A 17,410-nucleotide genomic window follows, 5' to 3' on the forward strand; every position below is an offset into this window, starting at 1 on the left:
GCTCCCCCGCTCCCCTGCTCCCCCCGCTCCCCGCTCGCCGCTCCCCCGCTCCCCCGCTCCCCCGCGCGGCCCTCGCCCGCGCTGCCTACCGTGTCCGGATGGCCCAGGTGCGGATCGGCATCTCCGGCTGGCGCTACGCCCCGTGGCGGGGGGTCTTCTACCCGCCCGGCCTGGCGCAGCGCCGCGAGCTGGAGCACGCGAGCCGCCTCCTGTCGACGGTCGAGATCAACGGCTCGTTCTACGCGCTGCAGCGGCCGGAGAGCTACGCCGGCTGGGCGGCCACCGCCCCCGAGGACTTCGTGTTCTCCGTCAAGGGCGGCCGGTACATCACGCACATGCTGAAGCTGACCCGCCCGGAGTCGGCGCTGGCCAACTTCTTCGCCTCGGGCGTCATGGCACTGGGCCCGAAGCTCGGCCCGTTCCTGTGGCAGCTCCCGCCGGTGCTGCGGTTCGACCCCGAGCGCCTGGACGCCTTCTTCCGCGCCCTGCCCCGCACGACGACGGCAGCCGCGCGCCTGGCGGCGCAGCACGACGCCCGGCTGGAGGGCCGGTCCTGGACGACCACGGACGCCGAGCGGCCGCTGCGGCACGTCCTGGAGGTGCGCCACCAGAGCTTCGCCACCGCCGAGGCGGTCGCCCTGCTCCGCGAGCACGACGTGGGGCTGGTCGTGGCCGACACCGCCGGGAAGTGGCCGCTCCTGGAGGACGTGACCAGCGACCTGGTCTACGTGCGCCTGCACGGCGCGGAGGAGCTGTACGTCAGCGGCTACGACGACGCGTCGCTCGAGCGCTGGGCCGCGAAGATCCGCCGCTGGGCCGGCGCGGGGCACGACGTGCTCGTCTACTTCGACAACGACGTCAAGGTCCACGCGCCGTTCGACGCCCAGCGCCTCGCCGCGCTGCTCCACGTGGGGCCGGGCACCGACCATCAGCCCACTCACTCCACCGATGGAGAGCCTCCACCGGGACCCGTCCGGCACGCCGAGGCCTGAAGGCTCGTGCCGTCGGCCCGAGGACGACAGGGCTGACGGCGCGCGCCAGCCTGTGGCTTCCCTCGGCGACGCCTTCTCAGAACGGTGGGTCACCGGTGTTCACCGTCCCGGGTGGCTCAGCGGGCCGGCGGGGTGCGGGCCGGCGCCGTTCCGGCTGGGCCCGCACGGCCTCGCCCGGCGCGGGTACGGGGTTGCGGTGGTAGGGCTTGCCCGTGGGGGACGTCCACAGCGTCGTGCCGGTGGTGGGGTCGCGTCGGGGTGTCCATCCGGCATGGGTCTTGAGCTGGTGGTGGTGGCGGCACAGGGCGGCGAGGTTGCTGCGTCGGGTCTGCTCGGCGGCGTCGCGGGAGTCGTCGAACGGGACGGTGTGGTCCAGGTCGCAGGAGCCGGCCGGGACGCGGCAGCCGGGGAAGGTGCAGGTGACGTCTCGGGCGACGATGGCGTCGCGCAGCGCCTCCGGCGGGCGGTAGCGGCTGCCCGGTTGTTCCAGGGCCTCGCCGGTGGTCGGGTCGGTGCGCTGGAAGTGCCACGTCGCCTCGGCGGCCAGCTGCCGGGCGACGGACGGCAGGACCGGCCCGTAGCGGTCCAGGTGGGCCGGGGTCGAGGACGCGCCGGCGAGGGCGTCGGCGCTGACGGTGATCGACAGCTTCACCGGGCGGCGCCTGCGCCGCCGGGAGGACCGCGCACCGACGTCCAGGCCGACGCCGGCATCGACACCCGCGCCGACGGAGGGACGGAGGGGACCGGAGAGGAAGGCGTCCAGGGTCGTGCCGTCCAGGACGGCACCCACGAGGTCCACCAGGGCATCGGCGCGGCGGGCGTCGACACCGCGCGGGTCCTCCGGCGCGGCGGTCCCGGCCACGATGTCCACGGCGTGCATGACCCGCACGGCGTCCTCAGCGGGGAGGTAGGCGCGGATGACCGCCATGCAGTCCGTGGCGGGTTCCAGGACCACGCACCGGTCCCGCCTGGCCAGCTGGTGGCGGTGCTCGGCGGCGTCGGGGTCCACCTGCAGCACCGCCTGCCGGGCCGCGGCCCTGACCTGCGGTGCGGTCAGCTCGTGCGCCTCGGCCAGGACCGCAGCGTGCACCCGCCGGGCTTCCTCCCCCGTCACGGAGCCGGTCTCGCGCAGCAGCACATCGGCCTTGTGGACCGAGACCGCCCCCTGCGCCAACGCGTCGTGGACCTCCGGCGCCTGGGCCAGCTCCATGGCCCGGTCCAGCAGGACCTGCGCGGCCCGCCCCGACGCGGCGAGGGTGCCGGCGACCTCGTCCCGCAGGCCCTTCTGCGCCCACGTGGACCCCGCGACGCGGCGGTGCAGCTCCTGCAGCACGCCGGCCTGCCGGGCCACCACCCACGACGCGAGGCGGTCCCAGGCGGCGACCACCTCCAGCAGGTCCTCCGTCGGTGCGTCGGCGACCGCCACCCGACCCAGCATCCGGGCCAGCTCGGGACCCGGGACGGCAGCGGCGACACGGGCGGCGTGAGGGTGGTTCAACGCCCACCGCACCGCCAGGTCCACGTCGGGGATGGACCGCCCGGCACGCGACCGCGCGAACGCCAGCGCAGCGGCGTCCTCGTCCTGCGCCGTCCACTCGGCCGCGTCATCGAACATGTGTTCGAGCATAGATCTAGGCACCGACACGGAACTCCGGGACGAAGCCCGCGGCGGGAGGCCCCCGGCCCGACCGCCGACCCGCCCTCGACGACCACGACCGGCGGGCGCAGCGCCTCCGACGTAGCGAGAGTGCGACGCCGTCCGGCTCCGGCGGAGCCGTCAGCGCGGCGGCTCCGGCGGAGCCGTCAGTGCGGCGGCTCCGGCGGAGCCGTCAGCGCGGCCGCATCCCACCCAGCCGGCGCACACCCTCGACCAGCACGTCCTCCTGCTTGACGAAGGTGAACCGCACCGCGGACCGGAACTCCTCCGCCGCGGGCGTCCCCGCCCGGCAGAACGCGCTGACCGGCACGCCCACCACCCCCGCGAGCTCGGGCAGGCGCGCGCACAGCTCGGCCCCGTCGTCGAAGCCCAGCGGCCGGCCGTCGGCCACCACGAAGTAGGTGCCCTGCGGCACCACCACGTCGAACCCCGCCGAGACCAGGCCCTCGCAGAGCAGGTCGCGCCGCCGCTCCAGCGACGCGACCAGGTCGGCCATCCAGGCGCCCGTCCGACCGTCGTCATCCGTCAGGGCGTCCGCGACGGCGTGCTGGAACGGACCGCTCCCCACGTAGGTGAGGTACTGCTTGACCGCCCGCACCGCGTCGACGAGCGCCGCCGGCCCGGTGACCCAGCCGACCTTCCAGCCCGTGAAGGACAGCGTCTTGCCCGCCGACGACACCGTGAGCGTCCGCTCCGCCATCCCCGGCAGCGTCGCGAGCGGGACGTGGCGCGCGTCGTCGTACGTGAGGTGCTCGTACACCTCGTCGGTGATGACGACGACGTCGTGCTCCCGCGCCGCGGCGGCCACGACCTCCAGCTCCGCCGGGTCGAGCACCGCCCCCGTGGGGTTGTGCGGGGTGTTGAGCAGCACGACCCTCGTCCGGGGCCCCACGGCGGCCCGGAACGCCGCCGCGTCGAGGCGGTAGCCGGCACCGTCGGTCCGCACGAGGGGCACCGTGACGTGGGTGGCGCCGGCCATCGCGACGACGGCGGCGTAGCTGTCGTAGTAGGGCTCGAGCGTGACGACCTCGTCGCCGGGCCCCGCCAGCGCCAGGACGGCGGCCGCGAGGGCCTCCGTGGCCCCGACGGTCACGAGGACCTCGGTCTCCGGGTCGACGTCCAGGCCGTAGTGCCTGCCCTGGTGGGCCGCGACGGCCTGCCGCAGCGCGGGCACGCCCGGCCCCGGCGGGTACTGGTTGCGCCCGGCGCGGATCGCCGCGACGGCGGCCTCGGCCACGTGCGCCGGGCCGTCGACGTCGGGGAAGCCCTGGCCCAGGTTGATCGCGCCCGTCCGGGCCGCCAGAGCGGACATCTCGGCGAAGACGGTCGCCCGGACGGCGCCGTCGTCGGCGACGAGTCCCGCCGCGCGGACGACGTCGTTCCAGCGGCCGGGGACGTGGGGAGCCATCGGCCCAGGCTAGGGGCGCCCGGACGCCGGCGCGGCCGTACGGGCCGGGGAGGCGGACGCGACCTGCTGGGGCTCCGCCGCCTCGACCTGCTGGGGCTCCGCCGCCTCGACCTGCTGGGGCTCCGCCGGCTCGACCGGCTGGCGCTGCTGGGGCTCCGCCGGCTCGACCGGCTCCGGCGGCGCCACCGGCGTGGGCGGCGCGACCTCGGCGACCTGGGCGCCGACGGCCTCGAGCCGCTCGTGCGCGTCGCGACGGTACGCGGGTGTGCCCAGCGCGAGGACCACCTGGGCGACGACCATGCTCCCGAACATGACCCCGGTCATCGCGAGGGCGTCCTCGCCGAGGACGCCCACGAGGGTGCTGACCGCGCCGGCGAGCCCCGCCTGGAAGAACCCGATGAACGCCGCGGCCGTCCCGGCGCGCTCGCCGTGGCGGGAGAGCGCGAGGGCGGACGCGTTCGCCATGACGAACCCCAGCACCGCCGTCGAGAACCAGATCGCCACCACGAGGCCGACGAGGCCGCCGATCCCGGTGGCCCCCTGCACCGCGAGCACGGCCGTGAAGGCCAGCGTCACGGGCAGCCCGACCCGCAGCAGGGTGAGCGGGCCGAACCGGCGCACCAGCGCCGCGTTCACCTGCGAGCCGGTCACCAGCGACGTCCCGCCGAGGGCGAAGACGAGCGCGAACTGCTGCGCGCTCAGCCCGTACTGCTCTTGGAACACGAACGACGAGCCCGCCACGTAGCTGATGATCAGCGCCAGACCCATGCCCGGGATGACGGCCAGCGCCACGAAGCAGCGGTCGTGCAGCAGCGCGGCGTACCCGCGGAAGGACGCGGCCAGACCGTGCGCTGCCCGGCGGTGCGGCGGGAGGGTCTCGGGCAGGAAGAGGGCGACGACGACGACGAGCAGCGCCGCGAAGAGCGCGAGCACCACGAACACGGCCCGCCAGCCCCATGCCGCGGCGATGACGCTGCCGGCCGTCGGCGCCAGCAGCGGAGCGGCGGCGATGACGAGCATGAGGCGGGAGATGATCCGGGCCGCCTCGGCCCCGGTGTAGCGGTCCCGGATGACGGCCATCGCGACGACGGTCGCACCGGCGCTGACCAGCCCCTGCAGCACCCGCAGCGTGGCGAGCTGCTCGATGGTGGCGGCGACGACGCACAGCAGCGAGACGACGACGTGCAGGGACACCCCGATGAGCACCGGGAGGCGCCGGCCGACCCGGTCCGAGAACGGCCCGACGACGAGCTGGCCCAGCGCGCCCCCGATGAGCATGCCGGTGATCGTGAACTGGGCGGCGGCGGGTGTGGTGGACAGGTCGGCGGCGACGTCGGGCAGCGACGGCAGGTACATGTCCGTCGTCACGGCGGGCAGCAGCGTGAGCGACCCGATGAGCAGGACGAACCAGAAGGTCCGGTCCGCCGGCGCGGTCCGGGTCGAGGAGGTCCGGTCGGTCAGGGTCACGGGCACCGCCCGATTGTCGCACCGAATCGTTTCGATCGGCGAGCCGTTCCACGGCATCCGCCGCCGTCGGGCGATGTCGGCGGTGGCGGGCATGCTGGTCCCATGTGCGGCCGCTACGCCTCCTTCCGGGACGCCCTCGACCTCGCCGACGCCTTCGGCGTGGCGCCCGAGGCCGTCGCCGACGACGCCCGCGCGCTCCCCCCGTCGTGGAACCTGGCCCCCACGGACCCGGTGCGGGTCGTCGTGGAGCGCGAGCCGCGCGCGACCGGAGAGGCCGCCGACGACGGGCCGGGTCGGGCGGAGCGGTCGCTGCGCGTCGTCCGCTGGGGCCTGGTGCCCGGGTGGGCGAAGGACCCGGGCATCGGCAGCCGCATGATCAACGCCCGGGTGGAGTCGCTCCTCGACAAGCCCGCGTTCCGCAAGGCCGTCGCGGTGCGCCGGTGCCTCGTGCCCGCCGAGGGGTACTACGAGTGGCAGGCCCCCGCCCCGGGGTCGCCGCCCCGCACCCCGAAGCAGCCCTTCTGGATCCACGCCCCCGACGGGGGTCCGCTGGCGTTCGCCGGTCTCTACGAGTTCTGGCGCGACCGCTCCCTCGCGGACGACGACCCGAACCGCTGGCTGGTGACGATGACCGTGGTCACCGGCGGGGCCCCGACCGACGACCCGCACCTGGCCGCCATCCACGACCGGCGCCCCGTCATCCTCCCGCCCGACGCCTGGGACGCCTGGCTGGACCCCGAGCAGCAGGACGGCGCGGCCGCGGTGGAGCTGCTGCACGCCGCCACCCCCCGGGTGGTCGCGACCCCGGTCTCCACGGCGGTCAACAAGGTCGGCACCGACGGCCCCGAGCTCATCGAGCCGGTCGAGCCGGTCGAGCCGACCACCTGAGCCCGTCGCCTACGGCTCGGCGTGCGTCACCCGGAGCCGGACCCGTTCGAGCCGGACCGGCCGGAGCGGACCGATCCCGTCGATGTCCCGCTCGGTGAGCTCGACGAGGTGGTACCCGCCCAGGGCGCGCACCTCGGCGGCCGTCCCGGGATCCAGCAGCACGGTGCCGGGCTCCGCCTCGGCCGTCAGGCGGGCCGCCACGTTGACGGACGGCCCGAACACGTCCCCGAAGCGCGAGAGGACCCGGCCCCACACGCAGCTGACCCGGACCGGCGTCGGCGCGCCGGCGTGGAAGGTGTCGGCGAGCCCGAGCGCGATCTCGGCGCCCGCCCGGGCGTCGTCGGCGACGAAGAGCACCGCGTCACCGATGGTCTTCACCACCCGCCCGCCGTTGCTCGTCACGATGTCCCGCGCGCCGGTCTCGAACTGCTGGATGAAGTCGGCCAGCGCGTGCGCACCCAGGCGCGCCGTGCGCTGCGTGAAGGAGACCATGTCGGCGAAGCCGACCGCCCGGGCGAGGGGCAGCTCGTCGTCGTCGCCCGACGGCCGCCCCCGGGCGGACCCGAACTCCGCCGAGATGCGCGCCGCGAGCGCCGCGAGCTGACGGCGCCAGGCGTGGACGAGCTGCTTCTCCAGGAGCGGCGCGATCTCGCTCAGGCGGTCCAGGACCAGCAGGCGGGCGCTGACGTCGTCGAGGGCGTGACGCTCCGCGAGGTGCTCGGTGAGCGCCTCGACCTGCCAGAGCACGAGCCGGTCCGTGGTGTGCCCGATCGACCGGACCAGCGAGACGGCGGTCCGGTCGGAGACGCCGTAGCTCGCGGCCGCCTGCCGCAGGAGGCGCACCGCCTCGGCGTCGACCTCGGTGTAGGCGACCGCCTCGTCCTCCACGGTCGGCAGCCCGAGCGCGTGCCAGAACAGCCGCACCTCCTCGAGGCCCGCGCCCGCGCGCTCGGCGACGTCGGCGAGGGAGAGCGTGCGCGGCCCGCCCAGGAGCTGCTCCTCGAGCCGGGCGACGGTCGAGGTCGGGTCCGTCCGGCTCTCGTGCCCCTCGTCGTCGTCCACCGGCTCAGGCTAGTTCAGCCCGCCCACCGCGTGTGATGGACGTCACCGGCCAGGACGGTGTGCACGCGCCCGGCCGCGTCGACGACCTCCAGCGAGCCGTCCGGGGCGAGCGAGCGCGCCACCCCGGTGAGCGTCCGCTCACCGGGCAGCTCCACGCGGACGGCCTGACCGAGCGTCGCGCACACCGCCGCGACGCGGGTGTCCAGCCCCGCCGCCCGGACGTCGCCCCCCGCGGCCCGCCACCGCTCGTCCAGGGCGACCAGGGCCCGCACGGTCGCCGCCAGGAGGAGGGTGCGGTCCGGCGCGCCGGACGACGCGGCGCCGGGCTCCCGGTTCCCAGCCAGGCGCAGCGACGTCGCCGTCGGCACCGGGAGCTCGTCCGCGGCCTGGTCGACGTTGACGCCGATGCCCACGACCGCCGCCCGCCCCTCGGGCACGACGGCCAGGTCGCCGAGGATCCCGACCACCTTGCGGTGCGATCCCCATCCAGGGAGGTCCTCGCCCGCGTCGTCGACCAGGACGTCGTTGGGCCACTTGAGGACCGCACGGACGCCGGTGACCTGCTCCACCGCCTCCACGACGGCCAGGCCGGCGAGGAGGGGCAGCCAGCCCCACCGGTCCGGCGGGACGGCGGCGCCGGGACGCAGCACGGTGGAGAACGTCAGCGCCGCACGGGGCGGGGTCGTCCAGGTCCGTCCCCGGCGGCCGCGGCCGCCGTCCTGGTGGTCCGCGACGAGCACCGAGCGGTCCGGCCAGTCCGCGGGCCGGCTCGCGAGCCCGGCGAGCACGTCCGCCGAGGTCGACGCGGTGCGCTCGACGACGACGACGCGCCCCGTCGCCCCGGCCTCCCGCAGGGCGGCGGCGACCGTGCCGGGCTCCAGGGGCGCGCGCGAGGTGGGCATGGCGCGACCCTAACGACACGCGGGGCGTTGTCGACATCCACACATCACACCCCGCCGACACGGTGGGGAAACGCATCCGGCATGTGCTGATCCCGACAACTACCCTCACTCGGGTGACTGACGCACTCGCCACCTCGACCGGCACCTCCGCAGGGACCGCCGAGAAGCTCGCCGACCTCGCCGGGCGCACAGCGCGCGCTGTCGACGCCCAGGAGGAGGTGGCAGCGGCCAAGCAGCACCCGCGGCGCAAGAAGACGGCCCGCGAGCGCGTCGCCGCCCTGCTCGACGAGGGCAGCTTCGTGGAGCTCGACGCGTTCGCCGCGCACCGCTCGACGCGGTTCGGCATGGAGCGGCGCACGACGCCGGGCGACGGCGTCGTCACCGGCTACGGCACCATCGACGGCCGTCAGGTGTGCGTGTACAGCCAGGACTTCACCGTCTTCGGCGGCTCGCTGGGCGAGGTCCACGGCCAGAAGATCACGAAGGTCATGGACCTCGCCCTGCGTACGGGCGTGCCCCTCATCGGCATCCTCGACGGGGGCGGGGCGCGCATCCAGGAGGGCGTCGCGGCCCTGACGCAGTTCGCGGAGATCTTCCGCCGCAACGTCGCGGCCTCGGGCGTCATCCCCCAGATCTCGCTCATCCTCGGCCCCAGCGCCGGCGGGGCCGTCTACTCCCCCGCGCTCACCGACTTCATCGTCATGGCGGACGGCACGTCGAACATGTTCATCACCGGCCCGGACGTCATCCGCGCCGTGACGGGCGAGGACGTCGGCTTCGAGGAGCTCGGCGGCGGGCAGACGCACAACACGCGGTCCGGCGTGGCGCACTACCTGGGCGCGGACGAGGACGACGCGATCGAGTGGGTGAAGACCCTCGTGGGCTACCTGCCGTCGAACAACCTGTCCGAGCCGCCGGTGTGGGAGGACGACGCGCACGCGGACCTCGAGACCACGGACGAGGACCTGGAGCTCGACACCCTGGTGCCGGACTCCGACTCCCAGCCGTACGACATGCACACGGTCATCGGGCACGTCCTGGACCACGGCGACTTCCTCGAGGTCCAGCCCCTCTACGCCCAGAACGTCATCGTCGGCTTCGGCCACGTCGAGGGACGGCCGGTCGGCGTCGTCGCGAACCAGCCCCAGCAGATGGCCGGCACGCTCGACATCAACGCCGCCGAGAAGGCCGCCCGCTTCGTGCGGACGTGCGACGCGTTCAACATCCCCGTGCTGACCTTCGTCGACGTGCCCGGCTTCCTGCCCGGCACGGACCAGGAGTGGAACGGCATCATCCGCCGCGGCGCGAAGCTCATCTACGCCTACGCGGAGGCCACCGTCCCCCTCGTCACGATCATCACGCGCAAGGCCTACGGCGGCGCGTACATCGTCATGGGCTCCAAGCAGCTCGGGGCCGACGTCAACCTCGCCTGGCCCACCGCGCAGATCGCGGTCATGGGGGCGGGCGGTGCCGTGAACATCCTCCACCGGGGTGCGCTCAAGAAGGTCGCGGAGGACGGTGGTGACGTGGACGCCGAGCGCGCCCGCCTGACGGCCGAGTACGAGGAGGCGCTGGTGAACCCCTACGACGCCGCCGAGCGTGGCTACGTCGACGCCGTCATCCGGCCGTCGGAGACGCGCGCGCAGGTCGTGCGAGCCCTCCGGGCGCTGCGCACCAAGCGTGCGAGCCTGCCGGCCAAGAAGCACGGGAACATCCCGCTGTGACGCCGCCCGACGTCCGCGTCGTCCGCGGAGCCCCCGACGACGTCGAGCTGGCCGCCCTGGTCGCGGGTCTGGCGGCGGGCGCACGCACCGCGCAGGACGACGACGCCGCGCACCCGGCCACCGAGCCCGCGCCCGCCGTCCACGCGCGGCGCCGCTGGCGGGATGCCGCCGACCGCCTCTCCGACCGCCTGTCCCCCGGCCCCGACGCCTGGCGCTGGAGCACGCACCCCTGAGGAGCACGCACCCCTGACGCCCGGCGCGGTGCCCGCGTCAGCGCAGGGCGCCGCGCAGGTCGGCCAACGCCATGATCTCCGCGCCGTGGTGGATGATCTCGCGGTTCATGTGGAGCACCAGGTGCCCGAACGGGGCCTGGGCGTCGATGGGCGTCGCGGTGCTCAGCCCGACCCGCATCACGTCCTCGTCGGGCAGGGCCGCGATGCCCGCGCGCCAGGCGTCCACCCAGCGGGACAGCCCGGCGACCGCCGGGCCGACCTCGCCGTGCACCTCGACGTCGGTGCGCCGCCGCCGGTGCTCCCCGAACGTCCACTCCCACCGCTCGAACACCGCCTCGGTGAGGTGGGCGACCAGCCAGGCGATCGTCCGCGGGGTCGGCTCGTCCGGGCCGGCGGGCCACTCGGCCACCCACTCGCCCGTGCCGAGGGTGCGCGGCGTCCGCTCCGTGCCGCGACGCACCACGGACAGGGCCTCCGGCACCGGCTCCCACCGGAAGGTCTCTCGTCGACCGCACGCAGCCGGTCACGGAGCTCGAGCCAGGAGAACTCGAGCTGCCCGCGCACCATCGCCGCGGCCGTCGGGACCTGGAGCACCGCCCAGTCGAACTCCTGGGACCCGTAGGCCACCTCGTCCTGCGTCACCGGGTCCTCCTCGCGCGCTCGCCGAGGACGACGGTACGCCCCGTCTCCGTCAGAGGCCGTGCCCGACGTGGCGCTCCGCGCCGGTGCGGACCGGCTCCAGGTGGGTGGCCAGCACCAGCGCCGCGACGACGACGACGAGCTCCAGGACCTTGATGGACACCCCCCAGACCTCGTAGGCGGGGATCCGGACGCTCGCCACCGCGACGTACATGAGGACCACCAGGGTCTCGAAGGCGACGACGAGCAGCAGCGGCGCCCGGCCCCGGCTCCGCAGCACCACGAGGCCGACCACGAGCTGGGCGGCGCCGGCCGCCAGGCCGAACACCAGGAGGTCCTCGGCGCCCGGCTCCACCGAGCGGCCGACGTCGAGCACCTCCAGGCCCACGAGGACGTACAGGGCTCCGGCGGCCCACGCCGCGACCGCGGCGACCAGTCGGGACGGGTGCATGGCTCCTCCTCCGACGACGTCCTCCCAGTCTTCGGGCCGGCGACGCGGCACCGGGAGGGCCGGAGGTCCCTGGCCGGACGGGCGGGCGCTGGTCCCGGACGGTTCGGCCTAGGCTCGGACCCCATGACCACCGACGCTCATCCGTCCCGCACCCCCACGGCGATCGACGCGATCGCCGACCGCTACGTCACCACGATCGCCCGCCTCGACCCCCTGGCGGCGACCGCGATGGGGCTGTCCGGGTACGACCACCTCATGACCGACCTGTCCCCCGCCGGGCACCAGGCGCAGGCCGACGCCGCCCGCGCCGTCCTGGCCGAGCTCGACGCCGCGACGCCCGAGGACGACACCGACCGGGTGACCCTCGCCGCGATGCGGGAGCGCATCGGGCTCGACCTGGAGCTCCACGAGGCCGACGAGCTGCTGGGCCAGCTCAACAACATCGCCTCGCCGGTGCAGGGCCTGCGCGACGTCTTCGACCTCATGCCCACGGCGACGCCGGAGCACTGGGACGCCGTCGTCGCCCGGCTGGAGGCTCTCCCGGGTGCGGCGGCCGGCGTGGTGGAGTCCCTGCGTCTGGCCGCGTCGCGGGGCCGTGTCGCGGCCCGGCGCCAGGTGCTGGAGTGCGTGGCGCAGGCGGAGCAGCTCGCGGCCGAGGACACGTCGTTCTTCACGACGTTCGTGACCGGCCCGGCGGCGCAGGCTGCCCTGTCCGGTGCCCCGGACGCCGACGGCCGCCGGGAGGCGCTCGCCCGGGGCGCCGCCGCGGCGCGCGCGGCCTACGAGCAGCTCGCGACCTTCCTGCGGGACGAGCTGCTGCCCCTGGCCCCGGCCGAGGACGCCGTGGGCGCCGAGCGGTACCGGCTGTGGTCGCGGTACTTCCTGGGCGCGGAGGTCGACCTGGAGGAGACGTACCGCTGGGGCCTGGAGGAGCTCGACCGGATCATCGCCGAGCAGGACGAGGTCGCGGCACGCATCGCCGGGCCGGGCGCGACGGTCGCCGACGCCATCGCGGAGCTCGACAAGGACCCGGCGCGCGTCCTGCACGGCACCGAGGAGCTCCGACGCTGGATGCAGGAGACGTCGGACGCCGCCGTCACCGCCCTGCGCGGCACGCACTTCGAGATCCCGGACGCGCTGCTCGCCCTGGAGTGCATGATCGCGCCCACGCAGAACGGCGGCATCTACTACACCGGCCCGTCGGACGACTTCTCCCGGCCCGGCCGCATGTGGTGGTCCGTGCCGCCCGGCGTGGAGACCTTCACGACCTGGCGCGAGAAGACGACGGTCTACCACGAGGGCGTCCCGGGCCATCACCTCCAGATCGCCCAGGCCGTGTACCAGCGCAGCACGCTCAACGCGTGGCGGCGCCTGGGCTGCTGGGTGTCCGGGCACGGGGAGGGCTGGGCCCTCTACGCGGAGCGCCTGATGGCGGATCTCGGCTTCATGGACGACCCCGGCGACCGGCTCGGCATGCTCGACGCGCAGCGGATGCGCGCCGCACGCGTGGTCCTCGACATCGGGGTCCACCTCGGCCTGGACCGTCCCGAGCGGTGGGGCGGCGGCCGGTGGGACGCGGAGACGGCCTGGGAGTTCCTCCGGGCCAACGTGAACATGGACGAGGGCTTCCTGCGGTTCGAGCTCAACCGCTACCTCGGCTGGCCCGGCCAGGCACCGTCGTACAAGGTCGGCCAGCGGCTCTGGGAGGCCGCGCGGGACGAGGCGGCGGCCGCCGCGGTGCGCCGTGGGCAGGAGGCCGACCTCAAGGCGTTCCACGCCCGGGCGCTCGGCCTGGGGTCGGTCGGCCTGGACGTCCTGCGGTCCGCCCTGGTGTGAGCGACCCGACGGCGCCCGCCCGGCGGACGCCGTCGGTCCCGGGCGGGCGCCGTCGGTCCCGGGCGGGCGCCGTCGGTCTCTGCCCGACCGGGACATCCGTCCCGCGGACCGCCGCGAGGAGTCATAGGATGACCGCGCCATGACCAATCCCTGGGACCTCTCCGAGCGCCTGCACGTCGATCTCCGACTCCAGGCCAGCTCGGTGTGTCGCCGCGTCTGACCGACGCCGCCGCCGTCCTCGACGGCACCCGGCGTCACCGACGCCCTGACACGACTCCCGGAAGGTCCCACCGTGGCCACCACCTCCCCTGACCCCCGCACGCCCGCCCCCGCTCCGCACCACCCGGGCGAGCCCGACCCTCAGGGCGACCGGCCGGCGCGCCGGCTGCGCCTACCGTCCTTCGGCGTCCAGGTCCTCGTCGCCCTCGTGCTGGGCCTGGCCCTCGGGCTCCTGGCCCGCCAGCTCGGCCCGACCGCCGACGGCGACCCCAACGCCCTGACCGTCACGCTGTCGACGATCGGCAGCTCCTTCGTCACCCTGCTGCGCGCGCTCGTCCCGCCGCTGATCGTCACGGCGATCATCGCCTCGATCGCGAACCTCCGGCAGGTCACCGACGCCGCCCGCCTCGCCGGGCGCACCCTGCTGTGGTTCGCCGTCACCGCGCTCGTCTCCGTGAGCATCGGCATCGTGCTGGGGCTGGTGCTCCGACCCGGGCTCAGCACCACCCTCACCCCCGACCAGGGCGCCGAGCCTTCGCGGACCGGCTCGTGGCTCGACTTCCTCACCGGGCTGCTGCCGGCCAACTGGCTCGGGTTGTCGGCGGGCACCCAGCTCCAGCAGGCCGACGGCGCCGTCACGGGCGCCTCGACGAGCCTCAGCTTCAACGCGCTCCAGCTCGTCGTCATCGCGCTCGTCGTCGGCATCGCCGCGCTCAAGGTCGGGGCCGCCGCCGAGCCGTTCCTGGCGTTCAACCGCTCCGTGCTCGCCGTCGTCCAGAAGGTGCTGTGGTGGGTCATCCGCCTCGCGCCGCTGGGCACCGTCGGCCTGCTGGGCAACGCGGTCGCGACCTACGGCTGGGACCTCCTCGCCCCGCTGGGCACCTTCGTCGTCGCGGTCTACGTGGGCCTGGCGATCGTGCTCTTCGCCGTCTACCCGCTGCTGCTCACGGCGCACGGGCTCTCGCCCCTGCGCTGGTTCGCGGGCGCGTGGCCGGCGATCCAGCTGGCCTTCGTCTCGCGCTCGTCGCTCGGCACCCTGCCCCTCACCGAGCGCGTGACGGTGCGCAACCTCGGCGTCCCGCGGGAGTACGCCTCCTTCGCCGTGCCGTTCGGCGCGACGACCAAGATGGACGGCTGCGCCGCGATCTACCCGGCCATCGCGGCGATCTTCGTCGCCCAGGTCTTCGGCGTGCAGCTGAACGTCTGGGACTACGTCCTCATCGCGTTCGTCTCTGTCGTCGGCTCCGCTGCGACCGCCGGGCTCACCGGCGCGCTGGTGATGCTGACGCTCACCCTGTCGACGCTCGGCCTGCCGCTGGCCGGCGTGGGCCTCCTCCTCGCCGTCGACTCGGTGCTCGACATGGGTCGCACCGCCGTCAACGTGGCCGGGCAGACGCTCGTGCCCACGATCGTCGCGCGCCGGGCGGGCATCCTCGACGTCACCCGCTACGACAGCACGAACGCGGCCGACCCGTTCGCCGACGACGACGCCCCGGCGACCGTCGCCGAGCCGGTCCGCCACGCGGGCGCGCAGCCGCACCGCGCCACCGTCGACGCACGGGTCTGACCCCCTCGTCGCCGGGCCCGGTCCGCACCGGGCCCGGCGACTACCCTGCTGAGGTGCCGTCCCTCCTCCTCGCCTCCGCCTCCCCCGCCCGCCGGGCGACCCTGCGTGCCGCCGGGATCGAGCCGCACGTGCTCGTCTCCGGCGTCGACGAGGACGCCGTGCTCGCGGGCGCCCGCGAGCGCTTCGGCGCGCTCGACCCGGTCGACGCGGTCCTGCTCCTGGCGAACGCCAAGGCCGACGACGTCGCCGCTCGCCTGGAGGACGGCGAGACCCCGTCCGACCACGACGGCGACCTGCCGGAGGACCTCCTGGTCCTCGGCTGCGACTCGCTGCTCGACCTCGACGGCGAGGCGCTCGGCAAGCCCCGGGACGCCGACGACGCCGTCGCGCGGTGGCGGCGGATGCGCGGCCGCTCCGGGCTCCTGCACACCGGGCACTGGCTCGTCGACCTGCGGCCCGACTCGCCGCCCGCGACCCTGGGCGCGACCTCCACGACGGTCGTCCACTTCGCCGACGTGAGCGACGCCGAGATCGCCGCCTACGTCGCGACCGGGGAGCCGCTCGCCGTCGCCGGGGCGTTCACCGTGGACGGCCGCGGCGGTGCGTTCGTCCGGGGCATCGAGGGCGACCACCACGGCGTGGTCGGCCTCAGCCTGCCGGTGCTGCGTGACCTGCTGCTGCAGGTGGACCTCTCCGTGACCGACCTCTGGAGCTGACCGGGCGCGCCCCTGGGCGAACCCACAAAGCCACGCCGGAGTGTTGTCGGTTCCCCACAGTCTTGGTCCGCCACCCGTGCCGGGTGCGAGCGTCCACCGCACCTGCCGTTACGGTGAGCCGTGCCCGAGATCCACAAGGTCCTCATCGCCAACCGCGGTGAGATCGCGGTCCGTGTCGCCCGAGCCTGCGCGGACGCCCGCATCGCCAGCGTCGCCGTGTACGCCGACCCCGACCGGGAGGCCCTGCACGTGCGCCTCGCGGACGAGGCGTTCGCCCTCGGCGGCACCCGTGCGGCCGAGACGTACCTCGACATCGCCAAGCTGCTCGACGTCGCCCGTCGCAGCGGCGCCGACGCGGTCCACCCCGGCTACGGCTTCCTGTCGGAGAACGCGGACTTCGCGCGGGCCGTCATCGAGGCCGGCCTGACGTGGATCGGCCCGCCGCCCGCGGCGATCGAGGCGCTCGGCGACAAGGTCTCGGCCCGGCACATCGCGCAGCGCGCGGGTGCCCCCCTGGTCGCCGGCACGCCGGACCCGGTCGCGGACGCGAGCGAGGTGCACGCCTTCGCCGACGAGCACGGGCTGCCCATCGCCATCAAGGCGGCCTTCGGCGGCGGCGGACGCGGTCTGCGCGTGGCCCGCACGACCGAGGAGATCACCGAGCAGTACCACTCGGCCGTCCGCGAGGCGGTCGCGGCGTTCGGCCGCGGCGAGTGCTTCGTCGAGCGCTACCTCGACAGCCCGCGGCACGTCGAGACCCAGTGCCTCGCGGACCAGCACGGCACCGTCGTCGTCGTCTCGACGCGCGACTGCTCGCTGCAGCGCCGGCACCAGAAGCTCGTCGAGGAGGCGCCCGCGCCGTTCCTGTCCGACGAGCAGAACCGCCTCCTCGTCGAGTCCTCCGTCGCGATCCTGCGCGAGGCCCGGTACGAGGGCGCGGGCACCTGCGAGTTCCTCGTCGGCACGGACGGCACCATCTCCTTCCTCGAGGTCAACACGCGGCTCCAGGTCGAGCACCCGGTGACCGAGGAGGTCACGGGCGTCGACCTGGTGCGCGAGCAGCTGCGCATCGCCGCCGGCGAGCCGCTCGGGTACACCTCGCTCCCCGTGCGTGGGCACTCGCTGGAGTTCCGCATCAACGGCGAGGACCCGGCCCAGGGCTTCCTCCCCGCCCCGGGCCGGCTGTCCCGCCTGCGCTTCCCGTCCGGCCCGGGCGTCCGCGTCGACTCCGGCGTCATCGAGGGCGACACCGTCTCCGGGTCCTTCGACTCGATGATCGCCAAGCTGATCGTCACCGGCGCGACCCGCACGCAGGCCGTCGAGCGGGCCCGGCGCGCCCTGCGCGAGCTGGAGGTGGAGGGCATCCCCACCGTCGTGCCGTTCCACCGGGCGGTGCTCGAGGCACCGGACTTCGTGCCCGCGGACCCGGCCGAGCCGTTCCGCGTCCACACCCGGTGGATCGAGACGGAGTTCGCCGACACGCTGCCCACGCTGCGCGAGGGCGGCGCCGCGTCGTCGCCGGCCGAGGACGACGCCCCGGCCACCGAGCGCGTCGTCGTCGAGGTCGGCGGCAAGCGCATCGAGGTCGTGCTCCCCGCCGGGCTCGGCGGCCTCGCCCGGGGCGGACGGGGCGGCGCGGGTGCCCGCGG

15 protein-coding genes are annotated in these 17,410 nt (G+C 75.1%); 8 read left to right on the top strand and 7 right to left on the bottom strand.

Annotation, left to right across the window (positions count from 1 at the left end; genetic code table 11):
* Positions 1 to 98: 98 nt before the first annotated feature.
* Positions 99 to 992, top strand: coding sequence for a DUF72 domain-containing protein (locus N866_RS10060; protein WP_081802535.1), 894 nt, complete (start codon positions 99 to 101; stop codon positions 990 to 992).
* Positions 993 to 1,068: 76 nt separating this feature from the next.
* On the opposite strand, the gene N866_RS10065 is transcribed toward N866_RS10060, so the two are convergent.
* The 3 genes from N866_RS10065 to N866_RS10080 all read right to left on the bottom strand — a co-directional run bounded on the left by N866_RS10065 (position 1,069) and on the right by N866_RS10080 (position 5,530).
* Positions 1,069 to 2,607, bottom strand: coding sequence for an HNH endonuclease signature motif containing protein (locus N866_RS10065; RefSeq protein WP_162177309.1), 1,539 nt, complete (start codon positions 2,605 to 2,607; stop codon positions 1,069 to 1,071).
* Positions 2,608 to 2,821: 214 nt separating this feature from the next.
* On the bottom strand, positions 2,822 to 4,057 hold the full coding sequence (locus N866_RS10070) for a pyridoxal phosphate-dependent aminotransferase (RefSeq protein WP_034225960.1): 1,236 nt from the start codon (positions 4,055 to 4,057) through the stop codon (positions 2,822 to 2,824).
* Positions 4,058 to 4,066: 9 nt separating this feature from the next.
* Positions 4,067 to 5,530, bottom strand: a complete 1,464-nt coding sequence (locus tag N866_RS10080) for a multidrug effflux MFS transporter (RefSeq protein WP_245612509.1) — start codon at positions 5,528 to 5,530, stop codon at positions 4,067 to 4,069.
* A gap of 96 nt (positions 5,531 to 5,626) precedes the next feature.
* Between N866_RS10080 and N866_RS10085 the strand changes: the two genes are divergently transcribed.
* Positions 5,627 to 6,412 (top strand): SOS response-associated peptidase, encoded by a 786-nt coding sequence (locus tag N866_RS10085; RefSeq protein WP_034225962.1) that lies wholly within the window; start codon positions 5,627 to 5,629, stop codon positions 6,410 to 6,412.
* Between the two features lie 9 nt (positions 6,413 to 6,421).
* Here the strand turns inward: N866_RS10085 and N866_RS10090 are convergent, their stop codons facing one another.
* Positions 6,422 to 7,474 carry an adenylate/guanylate cyclase domain-containing protein gene (locus tag N866_RS10090; RefSeq protein ID WP_034225964.1) on the bottom strand — a complete coding sequence of 351 codons (1,053 nt, stop codon included), beginning with the start codon at positions 7,472 to 7,474 and terminating at the stop codon, positions 6,422 to 6,424.
* A gap of 14 nt (positions 7,475 to 7,488) precedes the next feature.
* Positions 7,489 to 8,376, bottom strand: a complete 888-nt coding sequence (locus N866_RS10095; protein ID WP_034225966.1) for a biotin--[acetyl-CoA-carboxylase] ligase — start codon at positions 8,374 to 8,376, stop codon at positions 7,489 to 7,491.
* A 113-nt stretch (positions 8,377 to 8,489) separates the two neighbouring features.
* Here N866_RS10095 and N866_RS10100 point away from each other — a divergent pair, with 113 nt between their 5' ends.
* Positions 8,490 to 10,100 (top strand): acyl-CoA carboxylase subunit beta, encoded by a 1,611-nt coding sequence (locus tag N866_RS10100; RefSeq protein WP_034225967.1) that lies wholly within the window; start codon positions 8,490 to 8,492, stop codon positions 10,098 to 10,100.
* Complete coding sequence (locus N866_RS10105) at positions 10,097 to 10,333, top strand: acyl-CoA carboxylase epsilon subunit (protein WP_034225968.1); 237 nt, start codon at positions 10,097 to 10,099, stop codon at positions 10,331 to 10,333. The genes N866_RS10100 and N866_RS10105 overlap by 4 nt, the downstream gene beginning before the upstream one ends.
* A gap of 37 nt (positions 10,334 to 10,370) precedes the next feature.
* Here N866_RS10105 and N866_RS10110 read toward each other — a convergent pair whose 3' ends face one another.
* Together N866_RS10110 and N866_RS10115 are read right to left on the bottom strand one after the other, a co-directional pair.
* Positions 10,371 to 10,814 carry a DinB family protein gene (locus N866_RS10110; RefSeq protein WP_216699428.1) on the bottom strand — a complete coding sequence of 148 codons (444 nt, stop codon included), beginning with the start codon at positions 10,812 to 10,814 and terminating at the stop codon, positions 10,371 to 10,373.
* A gap of 210 nt (positions 10,815 to 11,024) precedes the next feature.
* Positions 11,025 to 11,423 (bottom strand): hypothetical protein, encoded by a 399-nt coding sequence (locus tag N866_RS10115; RefSeq protein ID WP_034225969.1) that lies wholly within the window; start codon positions 11,421 to 11,423, stop codon positions 11,025 to 11,027.
* Between the two features lie 123 nt (positions 11,424 to 11,546).
* On the opposite strand from N866_RS10115, the gene N866_RS10120 reads away from it, so the two are divergent.
* From N866_RS10120 to N866_RS10135, 4 genes are all read left to right on the top strand, one after another.
* Positions 11,547 to 13,259 (top strand): DUF885 domain-containing protein, encoded by a 1,713-nt coding sequence (locus N866_RS10120; RefSeq protein ID WP_034225970.1) that lies wholly within the window; start codon positions 11,547 to 11,549, stop codon positions 13,257 to 13,259.
* Between the two features lie 292 nt (positions 13,260 to 13,551).
* A complete protein-coding gene (locus tag N866_RS10125) occupies positions 13,552 to 15,045 on the top strand; it encodes a dicarboxylate/amino acid:cation symporter (protein WP_081802536.1) in 1,494 nt (497 codons plus the stop codon).
* 53 nt (positions 15,046 to 15,098) lie between these two features.
* Positions 15,099 to 15,761 (top strand): Maf family protein, encoded by a 663-nt coding sequence (locus N866_RS10130; protein WP_034225972.1) that lies wholly within the window; start codon positions 15,099 to 15,101, stop codon positions 15,759 to 15,761.
* Positions 15,762 to 15,881: 120 nt separating this feature from the next.
* Positions 15,882 to 17,410, top strand: a 1,529-nt coding sequence (locus N866_RS10135; protein WP_216699429.1) for an acetyl-CoA carboxylase biotin carboxylase subunit, incomplete at its 3' end; no start/stop codon positions are given.

Origin of the sequence: Actinotalea ferrariae CF5-4, assembly GCF_000603945.1 — a bacterium.
GTDB lineage: Bacteria > Actinomycetota > Actinomycetes > Actinomycetales > Cellulomonadaceae > Actinotalea > Actinotalea ferrariae.